Annotated in this window: 18 protein-coding genes and 1 tRNA gene; 13 read left to right on the top strand and 6 right to left on the bottom strand. The window is 65.9% G+C overall.

Annotation, left to right across the window (positions count from 1 at the left end):
• Nucleotides 1-67: 67 nt before the first annotated feature.
• From U4Y91_RS27185 to U4Y91_RS27175, 3 genes are all read right to left on the bottom strand, one after another.
• Nucleotides 68-1,060, bottom strand: a complete 993-nt coding sequence (locus U4Y91_RS27185; RefSeq protein WP_321807682.1) for a GlxA family transcriptional regulator — start codon at nt 1,058-1,060, stop codon at nt 68-70.
• Between the two features lie 253 nt (nt 1,061-1,313).
• Nucleotides 1,314-1,604, bottom strand: a complete 291-nt coding sequence (locus U4Y91_RS27180; RefSeq protein ID WP_321807681.1) for a hypothetical protein — start codon at nt 1,602-1,604, stop codon at nt 1,314-1,316.
• Nucleotides 1,605-1,997: 393 nt separating this feature from the next.
• Nucleotides 1,998-2,756 carry a TIGR00730 family Rossman fold protein gene (locus U4Y91_RS27175; protein ID WP_321807680.1) on the bottom strand — a complete coding sequence of 253 codons (759 nt, stop codon included), beginning with the start codon at nt 2,754-2,756 and terminating at the stop codon, nt 1,998-2,000.
• A gap of 1 nt (nt 2,757) precedes the next feature.
• Here U4Y91_RS27175 and polA point away from each other — a divergent pair, with 1 nt between their 5' ends.
• The 3 genes from polA (at nt 2,758) to U4Y91_RS27160 (ending at nt 8,427) form a co-directional block, all read left to right on the top strand.
• Nucleotides 2,758-5,511 (top strand): DNA polymerase I, encoded by a 2,754-nt coding sequence (polA, locus tag U4Y91_RS27170; RefSeq protein ID WP_321807679.1) that lies wholly within the window; start codon nt 2,758-2,760, stop codon nt 5,509-5,511.
• A 280-nt stretch (nt 5,512-5,791) separates the two neighbouring features.
• Nucleotides 5,792-7,126 carry an NAD(P)/FAD-dependent oxidoreductase gene (locus tag U4Y91_RS27165; RefSeq protein ID WP_321807678.1) on the top strand — a complete coding sequence of 445 codons (1,335 nt, stop codon included), beginning with the start codon at nt 5,792-5,794 and terminating at the stop codon, nt 7,124-7,126.
• Between the two features lie 425 nt (nt 7,127-7,551).
• The gene (locus U4Y91_RS27160) at nt 7,552-8,427 is read left to right on the top strand and encodes a dienelactone hydrolase family protein (protein ID WP_321807677.1); all 876 of its coding nucleotides are present in this window, start codon (nt 7,552-7,554) and stop codon (nt 8,425-8,427) included.
• 52 nt (nt 8,428-8,479) lie between these two features.
• Here the strand turns inward: U4Y91_RS27160 and U4Y91_RS27155 are convergent, their stop codons facing one another.
• A complete protein-coding gene (locus U4Y91_RS27155; protein ID WP_321807676.1) occupies nt 8,480-9,349 on the bottom strand; it encodes a sulfurtransferase in 870 nt (289 codons plus the stop codon).
• A 116-nt stretch (nt 9,350-9,465) separates the two neighbouring features.
• Nucleotides 9,466-10,572: an aromatic ring-hydroxylating oxygenase subunit alpha gene (locus tag U4Y91_RS27150; protein ID WP_044845269.1), complete on the bottom strand. Its 1,107-nt coding sequence runs from the start codon at nt 10,570-10,572 to the stop codon at nt 9,466-9,468.
• A 271-nt stretch (nt 10,573-10,843) separates the two neighbouring features.
• Between U4Y91_RS27150 and U4Y91_RS27145 the strand changes: the two genes are divergently transcribed.
• The 4 genes from U4Y91_RS27145 to folE2 all read left to right on the top strand — a co-directional run bounded on the left by U4Y91_RS27145 (nt 10,844) and on the right by folE2 (nt 14,967).
• A complete protein-coding gene (locus U4Y91_RS27145) occupies nt 10,844-11,137 on the top strand; it encodes an exodeoxyribonuclease VII small subunit (protein ID WP_044845270.1) in 294 nt (97 codons plus the stop codon).
• The gene (locus tag U4Y91_RS27140; RefSeq protein WP_321807675.1) at nt 11,134-12,018 is read left to right on the top strand and encodes a farnesyl diphosphate synthase; all 885 of its coding nucleotides are present in this window, start codon (nt 11,134-11,136) and stop codon (nt 12,016-12,018) included. Before U4Y91_RS27145 ends, U4Y91_RS27140 begins: the two co-directional genes overlap by 4 nt.
• 80 nt (nt 12,019-12,098) lie before the next feature.
• The gene (gene dxs, locus U4Y91_RS27135) at nt 12,099-14,003 is read left to right on the top strand and encodes a 1-deoxy-D-xylulose-5-phosphate synthase (protein WP_321807674.1); all 1,905 of its coding nucleotides are present in this window, start codon (nt 12,099-12,101) and stop codon (nt 14,001-14,003) included.
• A 154-nt stretch (nt 14,004-14,157) separates the two neighbouring features.
• Nucleotides 14,158-14,967 carry a GTP cyclohydrolase FolE2 gene (gene folE2 / locus U4Y91_RS27130; protein WP_321807673.1) on the top strand — a complete coding sequence of 270 codons (810 nt, stop codon included), beginning with the start codon at nt 14,158-14,160 and terminating at the stop codon, nt 14,965-14,967.
• Nucleotides 14,968-15,098: 131 nt separating this feature from the next.
• On the opposite strand, the gene tsaD is transcribed toward folE2, so the two are convergent.
• Nucleotides 15,099-16,139, bottom strand: coding sequence for a tRNA (adenosine(37)-N6)-threonylcarbamoyltransferase complex transferase subunit TsaD (gene tsaD, locus U4Y91_RS27125; protein WP_321807672.1), 1,041 nt, complete (start codon nt 16,137-16,139; stop codon nt 15,099-15,101).
• Nucleotides 16,140-16,261: 122 nt separating this feature from the next.
• Between tsaD and U4Y91_RS27120 the strand changes: the two genes are divergently transcribed.
• The 6 genes from U4Y91_RS27120 to U4Y91_RS27095 all read left to right on the top strand — a co-directional run bounded on the left by U4Y91_RS27120 (nt 16,262) and on the right by U4Y91_RS27095 (nt 23,108).
• Nucleotides 16,262-17,491: an NAD(P)/FAD-dependent oxidoreductase gene (locus U4Y91_RS27120; RefSeq protein ID WP_321807746.1), complete on the top strand. Its 1,230-nt coding sequence runs from the start codon at nt 16,262-16,264 to the stop codon at nt 17,489-17,491.
• Between the two features lie 105 nt (nt 17,492-17,596).
• Complete coding sequence (gene rpsU / locus U4Y91_RS27115; RefSeq protein ID WP_006479415.1) at nt 17,597-17,809, top strand: 30S ribosomal protein S21; 213 nt, start codon at nt 17,597-17,599, stop codon at nt 17,807-17,809.
• 185 nt (nt 17,810-17,994) lie between these two features.
• Nucleotides 17,995-18,441 carry a GatB/YqeY domain-containing protein gene (locus U4Y91_RS27110; protein WP_124611819.1) on the top strand — a complete coding sequence of 149 codons (447 nt, stop codon included), beginning with the start codon at nt 17,995-17,997 and terminating at the stop codon, nt 18,439-18,441.
• 72 nt (nt 18,442-18,513) lie between these two features.
• Complete coding sequence (gene dnaG / locus U4Y91_RS27105; RefSeq protein WP_321807671.1) at nt 18,514-20,385, top strand: DNA primase; 1,872 nt, start codon at nt 18,514-18,516, stop codon at nt 20,383-20,385.
• Between the two features lie 88 nt (nt 20,386-20,473).
• The gene (gene rpoD / locus U4Y91_RS27100) at nt 20,474-22,891 is read left to right on the top strand and encodes an RNA polymerase sigma factor RpoD (protein WP_321807670.1); all 2,418 of its coding nucleotides are present in this window, start codon (nt 20,474-20,476) and stop codon (nt 22,889-22,891) included.
• A gap of 138 nt (nt 22,892-23,029) precedes the next feature.
• Nucleotides 23,030-23,108, top strand: a tRNA-Ile gene (locus U4Y91_RS27095).
• Nucleotides 23,109-23,223: the final 115 nt, after the last annotated feature.

Below are 23,223 nucleotides of genomic sequence, written 5' to 3'. Positions count from 1 at the left end.
AGTGGCGAAACTGCCATTCGGCGATGCCATTCCCGACATCGCGCTCGACACATCTCGACCTTCACGGCTAGCGCGCGAAGCGACGGCGGTATTCGCCCGGGGAGATGCCGGTTTCGCGCTTGAACAGCTGCCGGAAACCGCTGATGTCCGCATAGCCGACGCGCTCGCAGACCGCGTCGATCGCGAGTCGCGTTTCCGCGAGCAGGCGCTTTGCGACTTCGATCCTGAGCGTTTGCAGATACCTGAGCGGCGGGGCGCCCACCGCGTCCCTGAAGCGGCGATGGAGCGTGCGTTCGCTCATCGCGACGTGGTCGCTCAGCCGGGCGAGGCTGAAGGGTTCGCGCAGATGCTTTTCCATCCAGCGTTGCGCGCGCGCGATGGCCGGGTCGTCGTGCCGGTCATGGCCCATCCGGTCGAGGTCGATGAACGAATCCTGCGACGCGCGGTTCATGTCGATCAGCATGAGTCTGGCGACGGACGCGGCAAGGCGCGCGTTCGCGAGCTTGTCGACGATCCGCAGCGCGAGATTCTGGTACGAGGTGACGGCGCCGCCGCACAGGATGCCGTCCTGCTCGGTCAGGATGTCCGATGCGCGCAGCGCCACGTCCGGATAGCGCGAGCGGAAGCGCGACGCTTTCGACCAGTGCGTCGTGGCGACGCGGCCGTCGAGCAACCCGGCTTCCGCGAGCAGGAACGCGCCCGTGCAGTACGTCGCGATCAGCGTGCCACGTGCATGTTGCCGGCGCAGCGCGTCGAGCAGCGGAGCGAGCGATGCGGGCCGGTCGAGCAGCCGGTCGAGATCCGCGACGAACGGGGCGGTCAGCCAGATCGCGTCGGCGTTGCTGCCGCCGTCGATCGCACCGTCGACCGGGATGAGCTGGCCGGAGGCTGTGCGCACGGGGCGTCCGCCGATCGATTCGACGCGCCAGCGGAACGGTGCGGCCGCGCGGCCTTGCGGTAGCGACGACGCGAGATGATTGGCCGCCGTGAGCATGTCGGTCGGCGCGGCGATGCCGGACGCCAGGGCGTGGTCGACGGCCCAGATTCGGATGAGCGGCATGAGTGGCGGGATTGGCCTCGGACAAGGGCGATGCTACCACCGGCGTCATGCGGTCTGTCTGGCAGACCGATCGCTCATTCGAGACGAGCGCGATGAACAGCAATGAACGGCAGCGCACCGGCAAGCCGTTTCCATGGGAATTCCTCGTCGACGGCAGGGTGCATACGCGGCAGGTGCATCCGTTCAAAGCGGCAAGGCCGCCTGGCGCCGTAGCGCGCAGGCGGCCTTGCCGTCGACGTTCGAGCCGTGATGCTCAGCATTCGCCCTTCTTCGCGTGTCCCGGCGGGCAATGGTAGCCGCCGTGACCGCGATGGCGCTGATGATCGTCCCACTCGCGGCGCTCCCAGTAGCGGCGGCCGTCCCAGTAACGATCGCCGTGCCAGCCGACGATGACCGCGGGCGCCGGTGCGACCACGACAGGCGCGGGCGCGACGACGACCGGCGCGGGCGTGCCGATGTTGACGTCGACGTTGACGGCGTGGGCGAGGCCGGACAGCGAAACACCGAGGCCGGCGAAGGCGAGGGCGATCAGCGAACGTTTCATGTTGTTTTCCGTGGTGTCGTTGTCAAAAGGCCGGCGCGACGCGATGGACGCGAGGGGGGATCGTTCCACCGGGGGGACGCCACGCCGACGAGAGGCAGTGTGCGGGCGCGGCACGGAAAAGGCGAGCGGCATTTGTTACGGAAGATTGACGTCAGGCCGGCCGGCTGGACCGATGGCACGCAGCGTGATTTGACAATGGTCGGCCCGGGCGTGGCGCGCGTCGACTGCGTTGTGCGGCACCGGCCGCCCGGATTTGACATTCGACGGCGCGCGGCCGCGTTGCGGGATTAATGCGGCGTTACAAAATGACGTGCGGCAGGCGGCGGAATCGCCATGCCTGCCGCGCGGGAAGCGGGATGCCGGCCGTGAGGCCGGCCATCGACACCGATCGAATCACAGATAGAACATGCGGTCTTCTTCGGGCCGCGGCGGATGATCGTCGCCGTCCGAGCCTTCTTCCTCGCCGCTGTCCTCGTAGAACGCGAGCACGGCGTCGAGCACCTGGTCGGGATCGTCGATCACCTGCATCAGGTCCATGTCTTCCGGATTGATGAGGCCGTTCGGGATCAACTGGTCGCGGAACCATTGCAGCAGCCCCTGCCAGAACGTGCTGCCGACGAGAATGATCGGCACGAGGCGCGACTTCTTCGTCTGGATCAGCGTGAGCACTTCGGACAGTTCGTCGAGCGTGCCGAAGCCGCCCGGCATCACGATCACCGCGTCGGAGTTCTTCACGAACGTGACCTTGCGCGTGAAGAAGTGGCGGAAGCGCAGCGAGATGTCCTGGTAGTGGTTGCCGGCCTGCTCGTGCGGCAGCTCGATGTTCAGGCCGACCGACGGCGCCTTGCCGGCGTGCGCGCCCTTGTTCGCGGCTTCCATGATGCCGGGGCCGCCGCCGGAGATCACCGCGAAGCCGGCGTCGGACAGCTTGCGCGCGATCTGCACGGCCAACTTGTAGTGCGGCGTATCGGGCTTCAGACGGGCAGAACCGTAGATGCTGACGGCCGGGCGGATCTCCGACAGGTACTCGGTCGCCTCGATAAACTCTGCCATAATCGTGAACATCTGCCACGATGCGCGCGCCTTCTTGGCCGTCGCGCGTTCTTGATCTGCGAGCGAACGCAGACTCGGAATCACTTTTCTCTTGTTCATAATGCCTGAAGAACGAAATCTGGAAGGTAAGACCCTGCTATTGGTTGACGGTTCGAGCTATCTGTATCGGGCTTACCATGCGATGCCTGATTTGCGTGGCCCTGGCGGGGAGCCGACCGGAGCGCTCTACGGAATCATCAACATGCTGCGTCGTATGCGCAAGGAAGTCAGTGCAGAGTATAGCGCTTGCGTGTTCGATGCAAAGGGCAAGACGTTCCGCGACGACCTTTATGCCGACTATAAGGCAAACCGTCCGTCCATGCCGCCTGATCTTGCATTGCAGGTCGAACCGATTCACGGTGCGGTGCGCGCGCTCGGCTGGCCGCTGCTGATGGTCGAGGGCGTCGAGGCCGACGACGTGATCGGCACGCTCGCGCGCGAAGCCGAACGGCACGGGATGAACGTGATCGTATCGACCGGCGACAAGGACCTCGCGCAACTCGTCACCGATCACGTCACGCTCGTCAACACGATGACCAACGAGACGCTCGATCGCGACGGCGTGGTCGCGAAGTTCGGCGTGCCGCCCGAGCGGATCATCGACTACCTCGCGCTGATCGGCGACACCGTCGACAACGTGCCCGGTGTCGAGAAGTGCGGGCCGAAGACGGCCGTGAAGTGGCTGTCGCAATACGACAGCCTCGACGGCGTGATCGAACACGCAGGCGAGATCAAGGGCGTGGTCGGCGACAACCTGCGCCGCGCGCTCGACTTCCTGCCGCTCGGCCGCAAGCTCGTGACCGTCGACACGGCCTGCGATCTCGCGCCGCATCTCGAATCGATCGAAGCGTCGCTGAAGAGCGACGGCGAAGCACGCGACCTGCTGCGCGACATCTTCGCGCGCTACGGCTTCAAGACGTGGCTGCGCGAAGTCGACAGCGCGCCCGCCGAAGGCGACGGCGCCGATGCGCCGGAAGGCGAGCCGGCGCAAGTGGTCGCGGCGGACATCGTCCGCGAATACGACACGATCCAGACCTGGGAGCAGTTCGACGCATGGTTCGCGAAGATCGATGCGGCCGCACTGACCGCGTTCGACACCGAAACCACGTCGCTCGATCCGATGATCGCGCGGCTCGTCGGCCTGTCGTTCTCGGTCGAGCCGGGCAAGGCCGCATATCTGCCGGTCGCGCATCGCGGTCCCGACCTGCCCGAACAGCTGCCGATCGACGACGTGCTCGCGCGCCTGAAGCCGTGGCTCGAATCGGCCGACCGCAAGAAGGTCGGCCAGCACCTGAAGTACGACGCGCAGGTGCTCGCGAACTACGACATCGCGCTGAACGGCATCGAGCACGACACGCTGCTCGAATCGTACGTGCTCGAATCGCACCGCACGCACGACATGGACAGCCTCGCGCTGCGTCATCTGGGTGTCAAGACGATCAAGTATGAAGACGTGGCCGGCAAGGGCGCGAAGCAGATCGGCTTCGACGAAGTGGCGCTCGAGCAGGCCGCGGCGTATGCGGCCGAGGATGCGGACATCACGCTGCAGCTGCATCAGGCGCTGTATCCGCAGGTCGCGCGCGAGGCGGGCCTCGAGCGCGTGTATCGCGAGATCGAGATGCCGGTGTCGCTCGTGCTGCGCAAGATGGAGCGCACCGGCGTGCTGATCGACGACGCACGCCTGCAGGCGCAAAGCAGCGAGATCGCGACGCGGCTCATCGAGCTCGAGGGCCAGGCGTACGAACTGGCGGGCGGCGAGTTCAATCTCGGCTCGCCGAAGCAGATCGGGCAGATCTTCTTCGAGAAGCTGCAGTTGCCGGTCGTGAAGAAGACGCCGAGCGGCGCACCGTCGACCGACGAGGAAGTGCTGCAGAAGCTGGCCGAGGATTACCCGCTGCCGAAGCTGCTGCTCGAGCATCGCGGGCTGTCGAAGCTGAAGTCGACCTACACCGACAAGCTGCCGCGCATGGTGAATCCCGCAACGGGCCGCGTGCACACGAACTATGCACAGGCGGTCGCGGTCACGGGCCGTCTCGCGTCGAACGATCCCAATCTTCAGAACATTCCGGTGCGCACGGCCGAAGGCCGGCGGATCCGCGAGGCGTTCATCGCATCGCCGGGGCACCGCATCGTGTCGGCCGACTATTCGCAGATCGAACTGCGGATCATGGCGCACATTTCCGGCGACGCGTCGCTGCTGCGCGCGTTCTCGCAGGGCGAGGACATCCACCGCGCAACCGCCGCCGAAGTGTTCGGCGTGACGCCGCTGGAGGTCAATTCCGACCAGCGCCGGATCGCGAAGGTGATCAACTTCGGACTCATCTACGGGATGAGCGCGTTCGGCCTCGCGTCGAACCTCGGCATCACGCGCGATGCGGCGAAGCTCTACATCGACCGCTATTTCGCGCGCTACCCGGGCGTCGCGCAGTACATGGAAAACACGCGTGCGGTGGCGAAGGAGAAGGGCTACGTCGAAACCGTTTTCGGCCGCCGCCTGTGGCTGCCGGAGATCAACGGCGGCAACGGCCCGCGCCGTCAGGCCGCCGAGCGCGCCGCCATCAATGCACCGATGCAGGGCACGGCGGCCGACCTGATCAAGCTGTCGATGATCGCGGTGGACGACTGGCTCACGCGCGACCGGCTCGCGTCGCGGATGATCATGCAGGTGCACGACGAACTGGTGCTCGAGGTGCCGGACGAAGAACTGTCGCTCGTGCGCGAGAAGCTGCCGGAAATGATGTGCGGCGTGGCGAAGCTGAAGGTGCCGCTGGTCGCTGAAGTGGGCGCCGGCGCGAACTGGGAAGAGGCACACTGACGCACCCCCGTGCGATTCCCGTTTCCCGCGGCATATTGTTGCAGGGATGCTGAATATCGAGATGGTTTGCTTGTGGTCAACGCGCAAGCTCCCGGACAATGCAAGTCAGTCAGGTCATTGTCGCGGGCGCAGCGCGCCCCGTGTTCCGGCATCGGACGCATCGAAGTGTTTCGAACTGCACATCGATGATGTCCGAACCGGTTAATCCAACGGGCGGCGCGAACGCATCGCGTCTGCCTCGTGCGGCGGCAGCAGTTTCGAATCGCAAAGGGGGAATCAGATGCATCGGATCATCATCGTAGGCGGCGGCGCGGGCGGCCTGGAACTGGCGACGCGGCTCGGCGACCGTTACGGCGCGCGCGGCAATCGTCCCGCACGTGCGCTCGTCACGCTCGTCGACCGCAATCCGACCCACATCTGGAAGCCGTTGCTGCACGAGGTCGCGGCCGGCAGCATGGACCCGTTCACGCAGGAGCTCGAATACGCGGCGCAGGCGCGCTGGCATGGCTTCGAGTTTCAGCAGGGCGAGCTGACCGCGCTCGACCGCGCGGCGAAGCGCATCACGCTGTCGCCCGTCAACGACAGCGACGGCGCGGAGCTGCTGCCGTCGCGCGACCTGGAATACGACACGCTCGTGATCGCGATCGGCAGCACGACGCACTTCTTCGGCGTGCAGGGCGCGGCCGAAAATGCGATCGCGCTCGATACGGTCGGCGAGGCCGAGCGCTTCCGCAAGCGCCTGATCGCCGCGTGCATGCGCGCCGAGCATCAGGCGCCGGCGCAGCCCGCGCCGGGGGCGCCGGCCGAGCCGCGCATCCAGGTCGTGATCGTCGGTGGCGGCGCGACGGGCGTCGAGTTGTCCGCCGAGCTGCGCAATACCGCGCAGGTGCTGTCCGTCTATGGGCTGCACAAGCTCGACCCGCAGCACGACGTCGGCATCGTGCTGATCGAATCGGGGCCGCGGATTCTGCCCGCGCTGCAGGAGCGCGTATCGACGGCAACGGCCGAGCTGCTCGAAAAGCTCGGCGTGCGCTTGATGCTCGCCGAGCGCGTGACCGAAGTCGCGCCGGGTGTCGTGCACACCGCGAGCGGCAAGACGGTGCGTGCGGATCTCACGGTCTGGGCGGCCGGCATCAAGGCGCCGTCCGTGCTGTCGAATCTCGACGGCCTGCAGGTCAACAAGCTCGGCCAGCTCGACGTGCGCCGCACGCTGCAGACCTTCACCGACGACAACGTATTCGCGCTCGGCGATTGCGCGGCCTGCGTATGGCCCGGCAACGAGCGCAACGTGCCGCCGCGGGCGCAGGCGGCGCACCAGCAGGCGAGCTTCCTGCTGAAGGCGATCGGCTGCCGGCTCGACGGGCGTTCGCTGCCGGAATTCACGTATCGCGATTTCGGATCGCTCGTGTCGCTCGGTCATTTCAGCGCGGTCGGCAACCTGATGGGCGGGCTGATCGGCGGCAACATGCTGATCGAAGGGCTGTTCGCGCGCTTCATGTACATGTCGCTGTACCGGCTGCACATCGCGGCGCTGCACGGCTATCCGCGCATGATGCTCGATACGGTCGCGCACTGGCTGCGCCGCACGACGCTGCCGCGCGTCAAGCTGCACTGACGCGGCCGCACGTTCGTGCGCCGGGCGGGCAGGGAATGCGCATCGCGCGCATTTCCTGCCCGTTGTCATTTCAAGTGCCGGGTGACCGCGGGTTCGCTCGCCGGGTCTGTTTATTGCGCGTCGTTTCGTGCCGATCCGCAAGCATTCGAGCGCGCGAAGGCGCTTGCCGCATGTGCGCCGCGGATGAACTCGCCGGGCCGGACCGCGGTTATCGATACCGTGACGGACGCCGCCGGATTACACCTTCGTAATCGAGTCTTACACATCTGACAGTTGACGCGACAACGGATTATTGGGCGTCTTGTCCGGGTTTCCGCTTGCGGCGGGGTGCCAACCGCCGCGACATCCGCGCCGTCCGCCGGCGCGATGCCCCGTCAGGTCGAAGCCATGGCCGTGACGGCGGCGCCCAATCGAGGAGTGCATTCATGTTGAAACCCGAAGTCGACAGCCTGGTTCCCCATGTTCCGTTCTCGCGCCGCAAGTTCATGCAGGCCGCGCTGGGCGGCACCTTCGCGGCGGCCGTGCTGCCCGTGTCGGCGCAGACGATCACGACCGACAGCGCGGGGCTGGACGTCGACACCATCGAGATCCGCTCGGGCGACGCGAGCATCCCCGCGTATCGCGCGCAGCCGGTCGGCAAGACGAACCTGCCGGTCGTCATCGTGATCCACGAGGCCTTCGGCGTGCATGCGCATATCGCCGACGTCTGCCGTCGCTTCGCGAAGCTCGGCTATCTCGCGATCGCGCCCGACCTGTTCGCGCGCCAGGGCGACGTGTCGAAGTATCCGACCATCCAGGCGCTCGTCGACAACATCGTCAACAAGGTGCCGGACCGTCAGGTCACCGAGGATCTCGATGCGACCGTCGCGTGGGCCGGCAAGAACGGCGGCGACCTGTCGCGTCTCGGCGTGACGGGGTTCTGCTGGGGCGGCCGCCAGGCGTGGCTCTATGCGGAGCACAATCCGCACGTGCTGGCGGCCGTCGCGTGGTACGGGTTCGTTGAAGGCAAGACCGACGAGATGACACCGTTCAATCCGGTCGATCATGCGTCGTTGCTGAAGGTGCCGGTGCTCGGGCTGTACGGCGAGAAGGATACGAACATCACGCAGGCAGCGCTCGCGAACATGCGCAAGGCGATCCAGGCGAGCGATTCGAAGCTCGCACGCCAATCGGAGATCGTCGTGTATCCGGATGCCGGTCATGCGTTCTTCGCCGATTACCGGCCGAGTTACGTGAAGGGCGATGCCGAGGACGGCTGGAAGCGCGCGATCGAGTGGTTCCACAAGTACGGCGTGATGTAAACGACAAGACGGCGGCAGATGCCGCCGCGTTGTCGGCGTGTCGCGCCGGTGCTTACGGGTTCGGGCCGGTCGCGATCGGCCGCGACGGATCGGCGCTCCATTCGCTCCACGAGCCCGGATACAGCGACGCACCGTGGAGCCCCGCGATCTCGAGCGCGAGTGCGTTGTGGCACGCGGTCACGCCGGATCCGCATTGCAGGATCGCGTTGTTCGGTTCGGTGCCGGCCAGCAGCGCGGTGAACGTCTCGCGCAGCTCGTGGCCGGTCTTGAAGCGGCCGTCGGCAGCCAGGTTGTCCTTGAAGAACCGGTTGCGTGCGCCCGGAATGTGGCCGCCGACACGATCGATCGTTTCGTTTTCGCCGCGATAGCGATCCGGCGCGCGCGCATCGATCACGACGCGCTGGGCCGACGTCACGTTCGCGAGCACGGCCGCCGCGTCGACCGTCGATTCGAGCGGGGCTGCCGCGCGGAAGTCGCCGGCGGCCGGGTGCGGCACGTCGGCGGTCAGCGGCTGGCCGGCTGCTTCCCATGCCTGCAGGCCGCCGTCGAGCACCGCGACGGAATCGTGCCCGAGCCAGCGCAGCAGCCACCACAGGCGCGCCGCATAGGCGCCGCCGTGTGCGTCATAGGCGACGACCTGCTGGCCCTGCTTGACGCCGCGGCTGGCGAGCAGCGTGGCGAGCGCGTCGCGGGTCGGCAGCGGATGGCGGCCGTTGGTGCCGGTCTTGCGGCCGGACAGGTCGCGGTCGAGATGGAGATACTGTGCGCCCGCGATATGGCCGGCTGCGTAGGCGGCTTCGCCTGCGCCCGGATCGGCGAGATCGAAGCGGCAGTCGAACACGGCGACGCTGCCCGGCGCCGCGGCCAGGCGCTCGGCGAGATTGGCTGCTGAGATGAGCGTGGTGTAGTGAGTATGTGGCATGACGGCTCCCTGGAGTGCAAACGACCTGATACTCCAAGTCTAAACAAAAAAAGACGGGCCGGAACCCGTCTTTTCATATGCCGAATGCCGTGCGGCGCGCCAGCGCCGCGCGCAGCTCAGAGATCGCCGAGGTGGCGGCGCAGGAACTCGTGGAAGTGCTGCATGCCGTCTTCCATCGGGCTCTGGTACGGGCCGACCTGCGATTCGCCGCGCGCCATCAGTGCACGGCGGCCTGCGTCCATCCGCATCGCGATTTCGTCGTCCTCGATGGCCGTCTCCATATAGGCGGCGCGCTCGGCCTCGACGAACTCGCGCTCGAACAGCGCGATTTCCTCGGGATAGTAGAACTCGACGATGTTGGTCGTCTTCTGCGGGCCGCGCGGAATCAGCCACGACACGACGAGCACGTGCGGATACCACTCGATCATCAGGCCCGGGTAGTAGACCATCCAGATCGCGCCGAACTCCGGCGGCACGCCGTTGCGGAACTTGAGCACCTGCTCGTGCCAAGTCTTGTAGGTCGCGCTGCCCGGTTTCGCGAGCGCGTTGTGCACGCCGACCGTCTGCACGCTGTACCAGTCGCCGAACTCCCATTTGAGATCGTCGCACGACACGAAGCTGCCGAGGCCCGGGTGGAACGGGACGACGTGGTAATCCTCGAGGTAGACCTCGATGAACGTCTTCCAGTTGTAATCGCACTCGTGCACTTCGACGTGATCGAAGTGATACTCGGAGAAGTCGAAGTGATGCTTCGTGCCGAGGTTCGCGAGATCGCGCGCGACGTTGCGGCCTTCGGCCTCGAACAGCAGCCCCTGCCAATTCTGCAGCGGGCTCTTGCCGAGGTTCAGGCACGGCTTGTCGGGAAAGTGCGGCGCGCCGAGCAACTGGCCTTCCAGATCGTACGTCCAGCGGTGCAGCGGACACACGATGTTCTGCGTGTGGCCGCGCCCGTTGAGCATGATCGCCTGCCGGTGGCGGCACACGTTCGACAGCAGTTCGATCTGGTTCGCCGGGTTGCGGACCAGCACGCGGCCTTCCTTCTCGGACGGCAGCGCAAAATAATCCCCCGCCTCGGGCACCATCAACTCGTGCCCGACGTAACGAGGTCCTTTCTTGAAGAGGGTTTCGATCTCGCGCTCGAGCAGCGCCTCATCGAAGTATGCAGTGACTGGAAGCTGGCTGTGAGCCGACTTCAACTGAAGCGCATCGCTCAGATTGGACATTCCCACTCCCGGTGTTAGCGTGAAAGCAGTGAACAACCCAACCATCGAAAAATCGATTTAGGGAAACGCGGAATTATACCCGGTTCGCCTCGCAAGGCTAGGATTAAGTGCCTGATTTGTGTCAATTTTTTGTCCGGCGACGATCGGGTGGCGCACAATGTGCGTCGAAGAAGGGGCCCGAATGCGTGCCCGGGTGCCCAAGTCGGCAGGTCGGAAAATTCTCTTTTGCCGTAGAATGTCCGACTTGTTTTGAAATTTGACACCCTCGTCCATGGCGAAAACCGCATCCCAAGGCGCCACCCCGCCCGGCAATGGCACCGAACCGTTGCCGGACAACTATGAAACGGCGCTCGCGGAACTCGAGACGCTGGTTGCCCGGATGGAAGGCGGCACGTTGAGCCTCGAGGATTCGCTCGCTGCGTATCGCCGCGGTGCGACTCTCGTTGCGTTTTGCCAACAGCAGCTCGAGAAAGTGGAGCAGCAGGTTCGCGTGCTCGACGGCGCGACGCTGAAGCCGCTTTCGTCCGGAACGGCCGCCACGGACGGCGAAGACGACGATCTATGACATTCGAACAATGGATGCGGTCCGTGCTCGACCGTGTCGAGGACGCACTCGGCCACTATTTGCCGGCTGACAACGTGGTGCCCACGCAACTCCACGAAGCGATGCGCTACGCGGTCCTCGGCGGCGGCAAACGCGTTCGCCCGCTGCTGTGCCATGCGGCAGGCGAACTGACCGGCGCGACCGAAGCGGCGCGCAACGCGGCAGCGGCGGCGCTGGAGATGATCCACGTCTACTCGCTCGTGCACGACGACATGCCGTGCATGGACGACGACGCGCTGCGACGCGGCAAGCCGACCGTGCACGTGCAGTACGACGAGCCGACGGCGCTGCTGGTCGGCGATGCGCTGCAGTCGCAGGCCTTCGTCGCGCTGACCGACGCCGCCGCGCTGTCGCCGGTGCAGCAGGCCGCGCTTGTGCGCGAGCTGGCGCTGGCGAGCGGCTCGATCGGCATGGCCGGCGGGCAGGCGATCGACCTGGCGAGCGTCGGCCTCAAGCTGACACGCGAGCAACTCGAGACGATGCACCGGATGAAGACGGGCGCGCTGTTGCGCGCAGCCGTGCGGATGGGCGCGCTGGCCGGCGAAACGCCGTCCGCGGAAACGATGGCCGCGCTCGACGTTTACGCGGGTGCCGTGGGTCTGGCCTTCCAGGTCGTCGACGACATTCTCGACGTCACGACCGATTCGGCGACGCTCGGCAAGACGGCTGGCAAGGATGCGGCGAACGACAAGCCGACCTACGTATCGATCCTCGGCCTCGACGCGTCGCGTGAGCTCGCAGCCCAGCTGCGCGCCGAAGCGCACGATGCGCTGAAACCGTTCGGCGCACGCGCACAGCGTCTCGCCGAACTTGCCGACCTGGTGGTGAACCGGGTCAGCTGACGCGAAGCCCGCCGCTGCGCACACGCTACGGTGCGTGCAATAGAATGCGGGCGCGTTTGATTTCCTACAATGGAACGACGATGTACGACTTGCTGAAAACCATCGACGACCCGGCGGATCTGCGCCGCCTCGATCGTCGCCAACTCCAACCGCTCGCGGATGAACTGCGCGCGTTCGTGCTCGACAGCGTGTCGAAGACGGGCGGCCATCTGTCGTCCAACCTCGGGACGGTCGAGCTGACGATCGCGTTGCACTACGTGTTCAACACGCCGAACGACCGGATCGTCTGGGACGTGGGTCACCAGACCTACCCGCACAAGATCCTGACGGGCCGCCGCGACCAGATGCATTCGCTGCGCCAGTACGACGGCATCTCGGGTTTTCCGCGCCGCAGCGAGTCCGAATACGACACGTTCGGCACCGCGCACTCGAGCACGTCGATCTCGGCGGCGCTCGGGATGGCGATCGGCAGCCAACTGAACGGCGACGACCGCTTCTCGATCGCGGTGATCGGCGACGGCGCAATGACGGCCGGCATGGCGTTCGAGGCGATGAACAACGCGGGCGTGTCGGAGGATGCGAAGCTGCTCGTGATCCTCAACGACAACGACATGTCGATTTCGCCGCCGGTCGGCGCGCTGAACCGCCATCTCGCGCGCCTGATGTCGGGCCGCTTCTACGCGGCCGCGCGTGCGGGCGTCGAGCGCGTGCTGAGCGTGGCGCCGCCGGTGCTCGAACTCGCGCGCAAGCTCGAGGAGCACGCGAAGGGCATGGTCGTGCCGGCCACGCTGTTCGAGGAGTTCGGCTTTAACTACATCGGCCCGATCGACGGTCACGATCTCGATTCGCTGATCCCGACGCTGCAGAACATCCGCGAACTGCGCGGCCCGCAATTCCTGCACGTGGTGACGAAGAAAGGCCAGGGCTACAAGCTCGCCGAAGCGGATCCCGTCCTCTATCACGGCCCCGGCAAGTTCAACCCGGCAGAAGGCATCAAGCCGTCGGCCACGCCCGCGAAAAAGACTTATACGCAAGTATTCGGCGAATGGCTGTGCGATGAAGCCGAGCGCGATACGCGCGTCGTCGGCATCACGCCCGCGATGCGCGAAGGCTCGGGCATGGTCGAGTTCGAGAAGCGTTTCAAGGATCGCTACTACGACGTCGGCATCGCCGAGCAGCACGCGGTGACGTTCGCCGGCGGCATGGCAACCGAAGGCCTTAAGCCGGTCGTCGCGATCTACTCGACGTTCCTGCAACGTGCGTACGACCAGCTGATCCACGACGTCGCGCTGCAGAACCTGCCGGTCGTGTTCGCGATCGACCGAGCGGGCCTCGTCGGCGCCGACGGCGCGACGCACGCGGGCGCATACGATCTCGCGTTCATGCGCTGTATCCCGAACATGACGATCATGGCCGCGTCCGACGAGGACGAGTGCCGCCAGATGCTGCACACGGCGCTGCAGCAGCCGAACCCGACCGCGGTGCGCTATCCGCGCGGCGCGGGCACCGGCGTGCCGACGGTGAAGGAATTCACCGAGATCCCGCTCGGCAAGGGTGAAGTGCGTCGCCGTACGTCGCAGCCGGAAGGCAAGCGCGTCGCGATTCTCGCGTTCGGCACGATGGTCGCGCCGTCGCTCGCGGCGGGCGAGGAACTCGACGCCACGGTCGCGAACATGCGTTTCGTAAAGCCGGTCGATGCGGCGCTCGTGCGTGAACTCGCCGAGACGCACGACTACCTCGTCACGGTCGAGGAAGGCTGCGTGATGGGCGGTGCGGGCTCGGCCTGCGTCGAAGCCCTGATGGAGAGTGGGGTTATCCGACCCGTAATACAATTGGGCCTCCCTGACCAGTTCATCGATCATGGCGATCCCGCGAAGCTGCTGTCGCAATGCGGCCTCGACGGCGCGGGCATCGCGAAATCGATTCGCGAACGCTTCCTGAGCCCGGCGGCCGATGTCGCCGATCAGGCGAAGCGCGTCGCATAAGCTGGCGCCGCCTGCGGGCGGCGTCGGTGCGACTGGCGCAACCGGTCTACATTGATGCGGAAAACATGGGCCTGCGGGCCCATGTTGCTTTTCCGGCTGCCGCGTGACGCGGCGTGCGCGTCGTCGAACGCGCGGCTTACAAGGATTGAACAAGATGAACCAGATGAATCCCGCCTTCGTGATGCCCGACGTGCAGAGCACGGTGGATACCCGCCAGATTCCGATTCAGCGCGTGGGCGTGAAGGCGGTCCGGCATCCGTTGACGGTGTGCACCGAGAGCGGCGACGTGCAGCCGAGCGTCGGCGTCTGGAATCTCGACGTGCGCCTGCCTGCCGATCAGAAGGGCACGCACATGTCGCGCTTCGTCGCGTTGCTCGAAGAGAACCGTGCGCCGCTGACGGTCGAGCGCTTCCGCGCGATGCTCGCGTCGATGCTCGAGAAGCTGGAAGCCGAGGCCGGCCGCATCGAGGTCACGTTCCCGTACTTCGTGAACAAGACGGCGCCGGTGTCGGGCGTGCAGAGCCTGCTCGACTACGAAGTGACGCTCGCGGGCGAAAGCCGCAACGGCGAAGCGCGCCTGTTCCTGAAGGTGCTCGTGCCGGTGACGAGCCTGTGCCCGTGTTCGAAGAAGATTTCGCAGTACGGCGCGCACAACCAGCGCTCGCACGTGACGATCGATGCCGAACTCGCGGCCGACCTGCCGGTCGAGGCGCTGATCCGCATCGCGGAAGAAGAGGCGTCGTGCGAGCTGTGGGGCTTGCTGAAGCGTCCGGACGAGAAGTTCGTGACGGAGCGCGCGTACGAAAACCCGAAGTTCGTCGAGGATCTGGTGCGCGACGTCGCGCAGCGTCTCGACGCGGACGAGCGCGTGATCGCCTACGTGCTCGAAGCCGAGAACTTCGAATCGATCCACAATCACAGCGCGTATGCGCTGATCGAGCGCGACAAGCGACACGCGGCGTAACGTCGCGTCGCTGCGGCACTGCGTCGTATTGCCGCTGCAATGAAGAAGGCCGCTCGAATCGAGCGGCCTTCTTGTTTTCCGTCCGGCGCGTGCAGGTGCGAGCGACGTTGTGCAGCGCCGTGCCGCGCGACTCAGCGTGCGAGCGACGCGAGATCCCAGCGCGGCTTCACCGTGAACGCGTAGTCCGCATTCGCCTGCTCGGGCCAGCGGCCGAGCCGCAGTGCGCCGGCGAGCGCGATCATTGCGCCGTTGTCGGTGCAGAGCGCGAGATCGGGGTAGTGCACGTCGAAGCCGCGCTTGACCGCGGCGGCCGACAGCGCCGCGCGCAACTGGCGGTTTGCACCGACGCCGCCCGCGACCACGAGGCGCTTGAGCTTCGTCTTCTTGAGCGCGGCGAGCGATTTCGCGACGAGCACGTCGACGGCTGCGTCGACGAAGCCGCGCGCGAGATCGGCCTTCGCGCGCTCGAGCGCAACGCCTTCCAGCTTCGCCGCTTCGAACTTCTTCATCTGCGTGAGCACGGCCGTCTTCAGGCCGCTGAAGCTGAAGTCGAGATCGCCCGAATGTAGCATCGGGCGCGGCAGCATGACCGCGCCGGGCGTGCCCGTTTCCGCGAGCTTCGACACTTCCGGGCCGCCCGGGTAGCCGAGGCCGATCAGCTTCGCCGTCTTGTCGAACGCTTCGCCGGCCGCGTCGTCGAGCGTCTCGCCGAGCGTCTCGTACACGCCGACGTCGGTCACGCGCATCAGTTGCGTGTGGCCGCCCGACACCAGCAGCGCGATGAACGGGAACGGCGGCGGCTCGTCGACGAGCAGCGGCGACAGCAGGTGGCCTTCGAGGTGATGGATGCCGACGGTCGGCTTGTTCCATGCGAGCGCGAGTGCATTCGCGATGCTCGCGCCGACCAGCAGCGCGCCGGCGAGGCCGGGGCCTTGCGTGAATGCGATCGCGTCGATGTCGTCGCGGCGCGTGCCGCTTTGCGCCATGACTTCCTCGAGCAGCGGCAGCGCGCGGCGGATGTGGTCGCGCGACGCGAGCTCGGGCACGACGCCGCCGTATTCGCGGTGCATCGCGATCTGCGAATGGAGCGCGTGCGCGAGCAGGCCGCGCTGCGTGTCGTAGAGCGCGAGGCCGGTTTCGTCGCAGGAGCTTTCGATGCCGAGAACGAGCATGGGTCAGGGCGGGGCACGCTGCATCGAGCGCGCCGCAAGAAGGTAAACGTAACCGTAAATTATAGCAGGCGACGGCCAGCCGCCGCCGGGGTGCGGCCCGGGCGCGCGGCCGGACAGGTACAATCCGCGCCATGGAAACTTACGACATCGCCGTGATCGGCGCGGGCGCCGCCGGGATGATGAGCGCCGCGGTCGCCGGGCAACTCGGCCGCCGCGTGGTGCTGATCGACCACGCGCCGCGGCTCGCCGAGAAAATCCGCATCTCGGGCGGCGGCCGCTGCAACTTCACGAACCTCCATGCGGGCCCCGACAACTACCTGTCGTCGAACCCGCATTTCGCTCGCTCGGCGCTTGCGCGCTACACGCCGCGCGACTTCCTCGGGCTGCTCAAGCGCCATCACGTGACCTGGCACGAAAAGCACAAGGGGCAGCTCTTTTGCGATCACGGCAGCGACGCGGTCATCGACGTGCTGAAGCATGAATGCGACGCGGGCGGCATCGCCTGGCGCCGGCCGGTGGTCGTCGACGCGGTGCGCCACGCGCCGGCCGACGGCTTCACGCTCGACACGCAGCAGGCGGGGCCGATCCGCGCACGCGCGCTGATCGTCGCCACCGGCGGCCTGTCGATCCCGAAGATCGGTGCCACCGACTTCGGCTACCGGCTCGCGAAGCAGTTCGGCCACAAGCTCGTCGATACGCGGCCCGCGCTCGTGCCGCTCACCTTTGCGTCGCAGGACTGGGAGCCGTTCGCGGCGCTGTCCGGCGTGTCGCTCGAAGTGCGCGTGTCGACCGGCGACAAGAAGCGCGGCGGCGAATTCGTCGAGGACCTGCTGCTGACCCATCGCGGCCTGTCGGGCCCGGGCATCCTGCAGATCTCCAGCTACTGGCACTCCGGCGACCCGATCCGTATCGACCTGCTGCCGCAGCGCGACGCGGTGGCCGACCTGCTCGACGCGAAGCGCACGTCGAAGCGCCAGATCGGCTCGCTGCTCGCGGACTGGGTGCCGTCGCGCCTCGCCCACGTCTGGCTCGACACGCACCGCGTCGCGGCCGACGCGCGGCTCGCGGACCTGCCCGACAAGACGCTGCGCCAGATCGGCGACGCGCTGTCCGGCTGGACGCTGACGCCGAACGGCACCGAGGGCTACAAGAAGGCCGAGGTGACGAAGGGGGGCGTCGATACGCGCGAACTGTCGTCGGCGACGATGATGAGCGCGCGGGTGCCGGGGCTGTTCTTCATCGGCGAGGCAGTGGACGTGACGGGCTGGCTCGGCGGCTACAACTTCCAGTGGGCATGGGCGTCCGGCACGGCGGCCGGGCAGGCGGCGGCGGAGTTCTCGCGCGGCGCCTGATACGGCTGCGTGGCCTGCCGTTGACGGGACCCGGCCCTTATGTCTTCGCACGACGCTCTGCTATACTCGTAAATCTTCCCTGCAAACCTTTATTCGTGTCGGATCATGACGATCATTCGCGTTAAAGAAAACGAGCCGTTCGAAGTCGCCATGCGTCGCTTCAAGCGCACGATCGAGAAGAACGGTCTGCTGACCGAGCTTCGTGCGCGGGAGTTCTACGAGAAACCGACCGCCGAGCGCAAGCGGAAGAAGGCTGCTGCGGTGAAGCGTCATTACAAGCGGATCCGCAGCCAGACGCTGCCGAAGAAGCTGTACTGAACGATTGAGCGCCGCGCGGTTCGCTGAGCGGCGCACCGGCGACCTCCGCACGATCGGCCTCGTTCCGGGGCCGCGAGTCGCCGATGCCGGATTCGAGCAACCCGCTTGAGACTTAGTCCCAAGCGGGTTTTTGTGTTGACGCCCGTTCGCGGGCGTCGAAGTCACGTTTCCATCCCGGGTGCAAGATGAGTTTGAAAGAGCAGATCAGCGAAGACATGAAGGCCGCGATGCGCGCGAAGGAAAGCGAGCGTCTGGCGACGATTCGCCTGCTGATGGCCGCGATCAAGCAGCGCGAGGTCGATGATCGGGTGACCCTCGACGACGCGGGCATCACCGCGGTGATCGACAAGATGATCAAGCAGCGCAAGGACTCGATCAGCCAGTTCCAGGCCGCCGGCCGCGACGATCTCGTCGCGAAGGAGCAGGCCGAGCTGACGGTGCTGGGCGCCTACATGCCCACGCAACTGTCGGACGCCGAAGTGGCCGCCGAAGTCCAGGCCGCGGTCGCGGCAACCGGCGCAGCCGGCCCGCAGGACATGGGCAAGGTGATGGGCGTGCTGAAGGGCAAGCTCGCAGGCCGCGCCGACATGACGGCCGTTTCCGCGCAGGTCAAGGCCGCGCTGTCGAAGTAAAACCCGCTTCCCGGCGCGTCGCATGCGCGTGCGCCGGGGCGTCGTATTGTCTTTTTTTCGCTCGATCCCACGGTGATTCCGCATTCGTTCCTGCAGGACTTGCTGAACCGCGTCGATATCGTCGACGTGGTGGGCCGGTACGTGCAGCTCAAGAAGGGCGGCGCCAACTTCATGGGGTTGTGCCCGTTCCATAACGAGAAGAGCCCGTCGTTTACCGTCAGCCCGACCAAGCAGTTCTATCACTGCTTCGGCTGCGGCGCGCACGGCACGGCGATCGGCTTCCTGATGGAGCATGCGGGGCTCACGTTCCCGGAAGCCGTGCAGGAGCTCGCGCAGTCGGTCGGGCTGACCGTGCCGCACGAGCCGTCGATGCGCGGCGGAGGTGGGGGAGGTGGCGGCGACTATCCGGCGCCCGTGTCGAAATCGGTCGCGACCGCGCTGTCCGACGTGATGTCCGCCGCGTGCGACTACTACCGCAAGCAACTGCGTGGCGCGACCGTCGCGATCCAGTACCTGAAGAACCGGGGCCTGACCGGCGAGATCGCCGCGCGCTTCGGGCTCGGCTATGCGCCGGACGGCTGGCAGAACCTCGAAACGGCGTTCCCGGACTACCGCGACGACTCGCTCGTCGAATCGGGGCTCGTGATCGTCAGCGAGAAAACCGACGCGCAGGGCGTGGCGCGACGCTACGACCGGTTCCGCGAGCGGATCATGTTCCCGATCCGCAACGTGAAGGGGCAGGTGATCGGGTTCGGCGGACGCGTGCTCGGCAGCGGCGAGCCGAAGTACCTGAATTCGCCTGAAACGCCGCTGTTCAACAAGGGCAGCGAACTGTACGGGCTGTTCGAGGCGCGCCTCGCGATCCGCGAGCGCAAGTACGTGCTGGTCGTCGAAGGCTACATGGACGTCGTCGCGCTCGCCCAGCTCGGCTTCCCGAACGCGGTCGCGACGCTCGGCACGGCATGCACGCCGATCCACGTACAGAAGTTGCTGCGCCAGACCGACACGGTCATTTTCAGCTTCGACGGCGACTCGGCCGGCCGGCGCGCGGCGCGCCGTGCGCTCGAAGCGTGCCTGCCGCATGCGGCCGACAACCGGACGATCCGATTCCTTTTCCTGCCGGCCGAGCACGATCCGGACAGCTATGTACGCGAATTCGGTGCGGACGCATTCTCCGAGCAGGTCGAGCGTGCGATGCCGCTGTCGCAATTTCTGTTGAACGAAGCAATTGCGGGCAAGGCGCTCGATCAGCCGGAAGGTCGCGCGAAGGCGCTGTTCGACGCGAAGCCGCTGTTGCAGGCGCTGCCGGCGAACGCGTTGCGCGCGCAGATCATGCACATGTTCGCCGACCGTCTCGATATCCCGTTCGAGGAAGTCGCGGGGTTGTCGGACGTCGATGCGCGCATCGCGGCGCCGCCGCGCCAGGCGCCCGCGCGCAGCGAGCGGCGGCGCGTGACGGACAGCGAAAAGCGCGCGTTGCGTACGCTCGTGATGCATCCGCGGATCGCGTCGCAGCTCGACGACGAACAGCTTGCGACCCTGCGCGCGCTGCCGCGGATCGGCGAGCTGTTCGCCGAAGTCGTCGAGCATGCGCGTGCGCTGGGCGACGGCGCGGAGTTCCGGCTGCTGACGGATGTCCTGCGGACCTCCTCGAACGGCGCGACTTACGAGGAAATCTTCCGCGAAATTCTGGACTATGATGAAAACGTCCGCGATTTGCTGTTACAGAATCCGGAAGACGAGACGGTGCCCGAGCGGCAGCGTGAACAGGAACGGATCGCGGGGGAGGAACTGCAGGCCGCGGTGCTCAAGATGCGCTATGACGCCTGCTGCGACCGGCTCGATCGGCTGGCGCGGCAATCGACCTTCACACCCGAGGAACTGGCCGAATTGACGGAATTGAACCAGCAGCGAACCGACATGAAACGTCGGCTCGGGCTGTAGGCGGCCGGGGCGCTGAGAGAGGGCGCCCCAGCGTGCTATAATATAAGGTTTCCAGCGGTTTGTTTTCTAAGCAGAGGCGAGATTCGCGATGGCAAAGACGACAGGCGGAAAGAAAGCAGCAGGCAAGGGCTCGACGGAGCCGACCACCAAGGTCACAGCGGCCAAGTCTGCTTCTTCCACCAGGACAACGTCTTCAGCCACGTCAACCCCTGCAGGAAAGAAAACCGCGGCCGGCACTGCTCAGGCTGCGCCGGCGCCGGCAGCCAGAACACGGGCTGCCGCCAGACCCGACTCCGGGCCGGCCCAGCCGGCGGCGAAGCGGGCAAGTGCGAAAAGCGCAAGGGACACGACTGCCGCCGCGGACGAAACGGCAGTACGTACTACTCATGCACCCACGGTTCAACCGGCTGTCGTCCAGCAGCCGCGAGTCGATATAGCCGGTACGGCGAACTCCATGACCAAAAAGCTGAACGAAGTATCCGTCGATGACGACGCAAATCAGAGCGACGAGCAGCCCGTAGCCGCGGCTGCCCCGGGCAAATCCAAGGTGCGCGATCGTCGCGCCAAGGAAAAGGCGCTGCTGAAGGAAGCGTTCGCGACGAGCACGCCCGGCACGGCCGAGGAGCTCGAAGAGCGCCGCGTGAAGCTGCGCGCGCTGATCAAGCTCGGCAAGGAGCGCGGCTTCCTCACGTATGCCGAAATCAACGACCACCTGCCGGACAACTTCACCGAGACCGAAGCCCTCGAAGGCATCATCGGCACGTTCAACGACATGGGCGTGGCGGTTTACGAGCAGGCTCCGGACGCGGAAACGCTGCTTCTGAACGACAACGCGCCGGCCGCGTCGTCGGACGATGAAGTCGAAGAAGAAGCGGAAGTTGCGCTGTCGACCGTCGATTCGGAATTCGGTCGCACGACCGATCCGGTCCGGATGTACATGCGCGAGATGGGCACGGTCGAGCTGCTCACGCGCGAAGGCGAAATCGAGATCGCGAAGCGGATCGAGGACGGCCTGCGCCACATGGTGATGGCGATTTCCGCGTGCCCGACGACGATCGCCGACATCCTCGCGATGGCCGAGCGCGTCGCGAACGAAGAGAGCCGCGTCGACGAGCTCGTCGACGGCCTGCTCGATCCGAACGCTTCGGACTCCGCCGATACGGACGGTTTCTCCGCGAAGGAAGCGGAAGCGATCGAGAACGAGGACGAGGAAGCCGAAGAGGAAGAGGAAGAAGAGGAAGAGGAGGAGGACGACGGTGCCGCGCAGGCGTCGGCCAATGCCGCCCAGCTCGAAGCCCTCAAGCGCGCATCGCTCGACAAGTTCTCGCAGATCAGCGAGTGGTTCGACAAGATGCGCCGCGCGTTCGAGAAGGAAGGCTACAAGTCGAAGTCCTACCTGAAGGCGCAGGAAACGATCCAGACCGAACTGATGACGATCCGCTTCACCGCGCGTACCGTCGAGCGTCTGTGCGACACGCTGCGTGCGCAAGTGGACGAAGTGCGTCAGGTCGAGCGTCAGATCCTGCACATCGTCGTCGACAAGTGCGGCATGCCGCGTTCGGAATTCATCGCGCGCTTCCCCGGCAGCGAGACGGATCTCGACTGGGCCGAGAAGATCACGGCCGAAGGCCATCCGTACAGCGCGGTCCTGTCGCGTAACGTTCCGGCGATCCGCGAACAGCAGCAGCGTCTGATCGACCTGCAGGCGCGCGTCGTGCTGCCGCTGAAGGACCTGAAGGAAACCAACCGCCAGATGGCGGCCGGCGAACTGAAGGCGCGTCAGGCGAAGCGTGAAATGACCGAGGCGAACCTGCGTCTCGTGATCTCGATCGCGAAGAAGTACACGAACCGCGGCCTGCAGTTCCTCGACCTGATCCAGGAAGGCAACATCGGCCTGATGAAGGCGGTGGACAAGTTCGAATACCGTCGCGGCTACAAGTTCTCGACCTATGCGACGTGGTGGATCCGCCAGGCCATCACGCGTTCGATCGCGGACCAGGCGCGCACGATCCGTATTCCGGTTCACATGATCGAAACGATCAACAAGATGAACCGCATCTCGCGGCAGATCCTGCAGGAAACCGGTCTCGAGCCGGATCCGGCAACGCTCGCCGAGAAGATGGAGATGCCGGAAGACAAGATCCGCAAGATCATGAAGATCGCGAAGGAGCCGATCTCGATGGAAACGCCGATCGGCGACGACGACGACTCCCATCTCGGCGACTTCATCGAGGACAACAACACGGTCGCGCCGGCGGATGCCGCGCTGCATGCCAGCATGCGCGACGTCGTGAAGGACGTGCTCGATTCGCTGACGCCGCGTGAGGCGAAGGTGCTGCGGATGCGCTTCGGTATCGAGATGAGCACCGATCACACGCTCGAAGAAGTCGGCAAGCAGTTCGACGTGACCCGCGAGCGGATCCGTCAGATCGAGGCCAAGGCGCTGCGCAAGCTGCGTCACCCGAGCCGTTCCGACAAGCTGAAGTCGTTCCTCGAAGGGAACTGATTTCCAGCGTCTCACTTGCGAACGCCGCCGGTATCCGCGTGATGCCGGTGGCGTTTGTCCTCTTTAGCGGCTTTATTGTTACAATGCCGGCCCGGCTTCGTTGCCGGGGTGGCGTGTAGCACAGGTTGCTTCCCGTCTGGGCCCCTAGCTCATGCTTGGTTAGAGCAGCGAACTCATAATTCGTTGGTGCCGGGTTCGACTCCCGGGGGGCCCACCAGATTCGCTTTCTTCGAAAGTTTCTACGCGGTGCAACCGACCGCGATTGGACGCGACAAGCCGGCCCAGTGGGCCGGCTTTTTCGTTTCTGGAGAATCGGGCGCCCAGCTCGGTCC

The organism is Burkholderia sp. BCC1993 (assembly GCF_905339865.1).
Taxonomy (GTDB): Bacteria; Pseudomonadota; Gammaproteobacteria; order Burkholderiales; family Burkholderiaceae; genus Burkholderia.
This window is presented reverse-complemented; position numbering and strand designations above follow the sequence as displayed.

What these genes read in the sequence shown, in the direction of transcription:
- U4Y91_RS27140 (WP_321807675.1), top strand. Translation starts at nt 11,134, where the DNA reads ATGACATTCGAACAATGGATGCGGTCCGTGCTCGACCGTGTCGAGGAC.
- U4Y91_RS27110 (WP_124611819.1), top strand. Translation starts at nt 17,995, where the DNA reads ATGAGTTTGAAAGAGCAGATCAGCGAAGACATGAAGGCCGCGATGCGC.
- U4Y91_RS27160 (WP_321807677.1), top strand. Translation starts at nt 7,552, where the DNA reads ATGTTGAAACCCGAAGTCGACAGCCTGGTTCCCCATGTTCCGTTCTCG.
- U4Y91_RS27165 (WP_321807678.1), top strand. Translation starts at nt 5,792, where the DNA reads ATGCATCGGATCATCATCGTAGGCGGCGGCGCGGGCGGCCTGGAACTG.
- U4Y91_RS27180 (WP_321807681.1), bottom strand. Translation starts at nt 1,604, where the DNA reads ATGAAACGTTCGCTGATCGCCCTCGCCTTCGCCGGCCTCGGTGTTTCG.
- U4Y91_RS27175 (WP_321807680.1), bottom strand. Translation starts at nt 2,756, where the DNA reads ATGAACAAGAGAAAAGTGATTCCGAGTCTGCGTTCGCTCGCAGATCAA.
- tsaD (WP_321807672.1), bottom strand. Translation starts at nt 16,139, where the DNA reads ATGCTCGTTCTCGGCATCGAAAGCTCCTGCGACGAAACCGGCCTCGCG.
- U4Y91_RS27155 (WP_321807676.1), bottom strand. Translation starts at nt 9,349, where the DNA reads ATGCCACATACTCACTACACCACGCTCATCTCAGCAGCCAATCTCGCC.
- U4Y91_RS27150 (WP_044845269.1), bottom strand. Translation starts at nt 10,572, where the DNA reads ATGTCCAATCTGAGCGATGCGCTTCAGTTGAAGTCGGCTCACAGCCAG.
- rpsU (WP_006479415.1), top strand. Translation starts at nt 17,597, where the DNA reads ATGACGATCATTCGCGTTAAAGAAAACGAGCCGTTCGAAGTCGCCATG.
- rpoD (WP_321807670.1), top strand. Translation starts at nt 20,474, where the DNA reads ATGGCAAAGACGACAGGCGGAAAGAAAGCAGCAGGCAAGGGCTCGACG.
- U4Y91_RS27185 (WP_321807682.1), bottom strand. Translation starts at nt 1,060, where the DNA reads ATGCCGCTCATCCGAATCTGGGCCGTCGACCACGCCCTGGCGTCCGGC.
- U4Y91_RS27145 (WP_044845270.1), top strand. Translation starts at nt 10,844, where the DNA reads ATGGCGAAAACCGCATCCCAAGGCGCCACCCCGCCCGGCAATGGCACC.
- folE2 (WP_321807673.1), top strand. Translation starts at nt 14,158, where the DNA reads ATGAACCAGATGAATCCCGCCTTCGTGATGCCCGACGTGCAGAGCACG.
- dxs (WP_321807674.1), top strand. Translation starts at nt 12,099, where the DNA reads ATGTACGACTTGCTGAAAACCATCGACGACCCGGCGGATCTGCGCCGC.
- polA (WP_321807679.1), top strand. Translation starts at nt 2,758, where the DNA reads ATGCCTGAAGAACGAAATCTGGAAGGTAAGACCCTGCTATTGGTTGAC.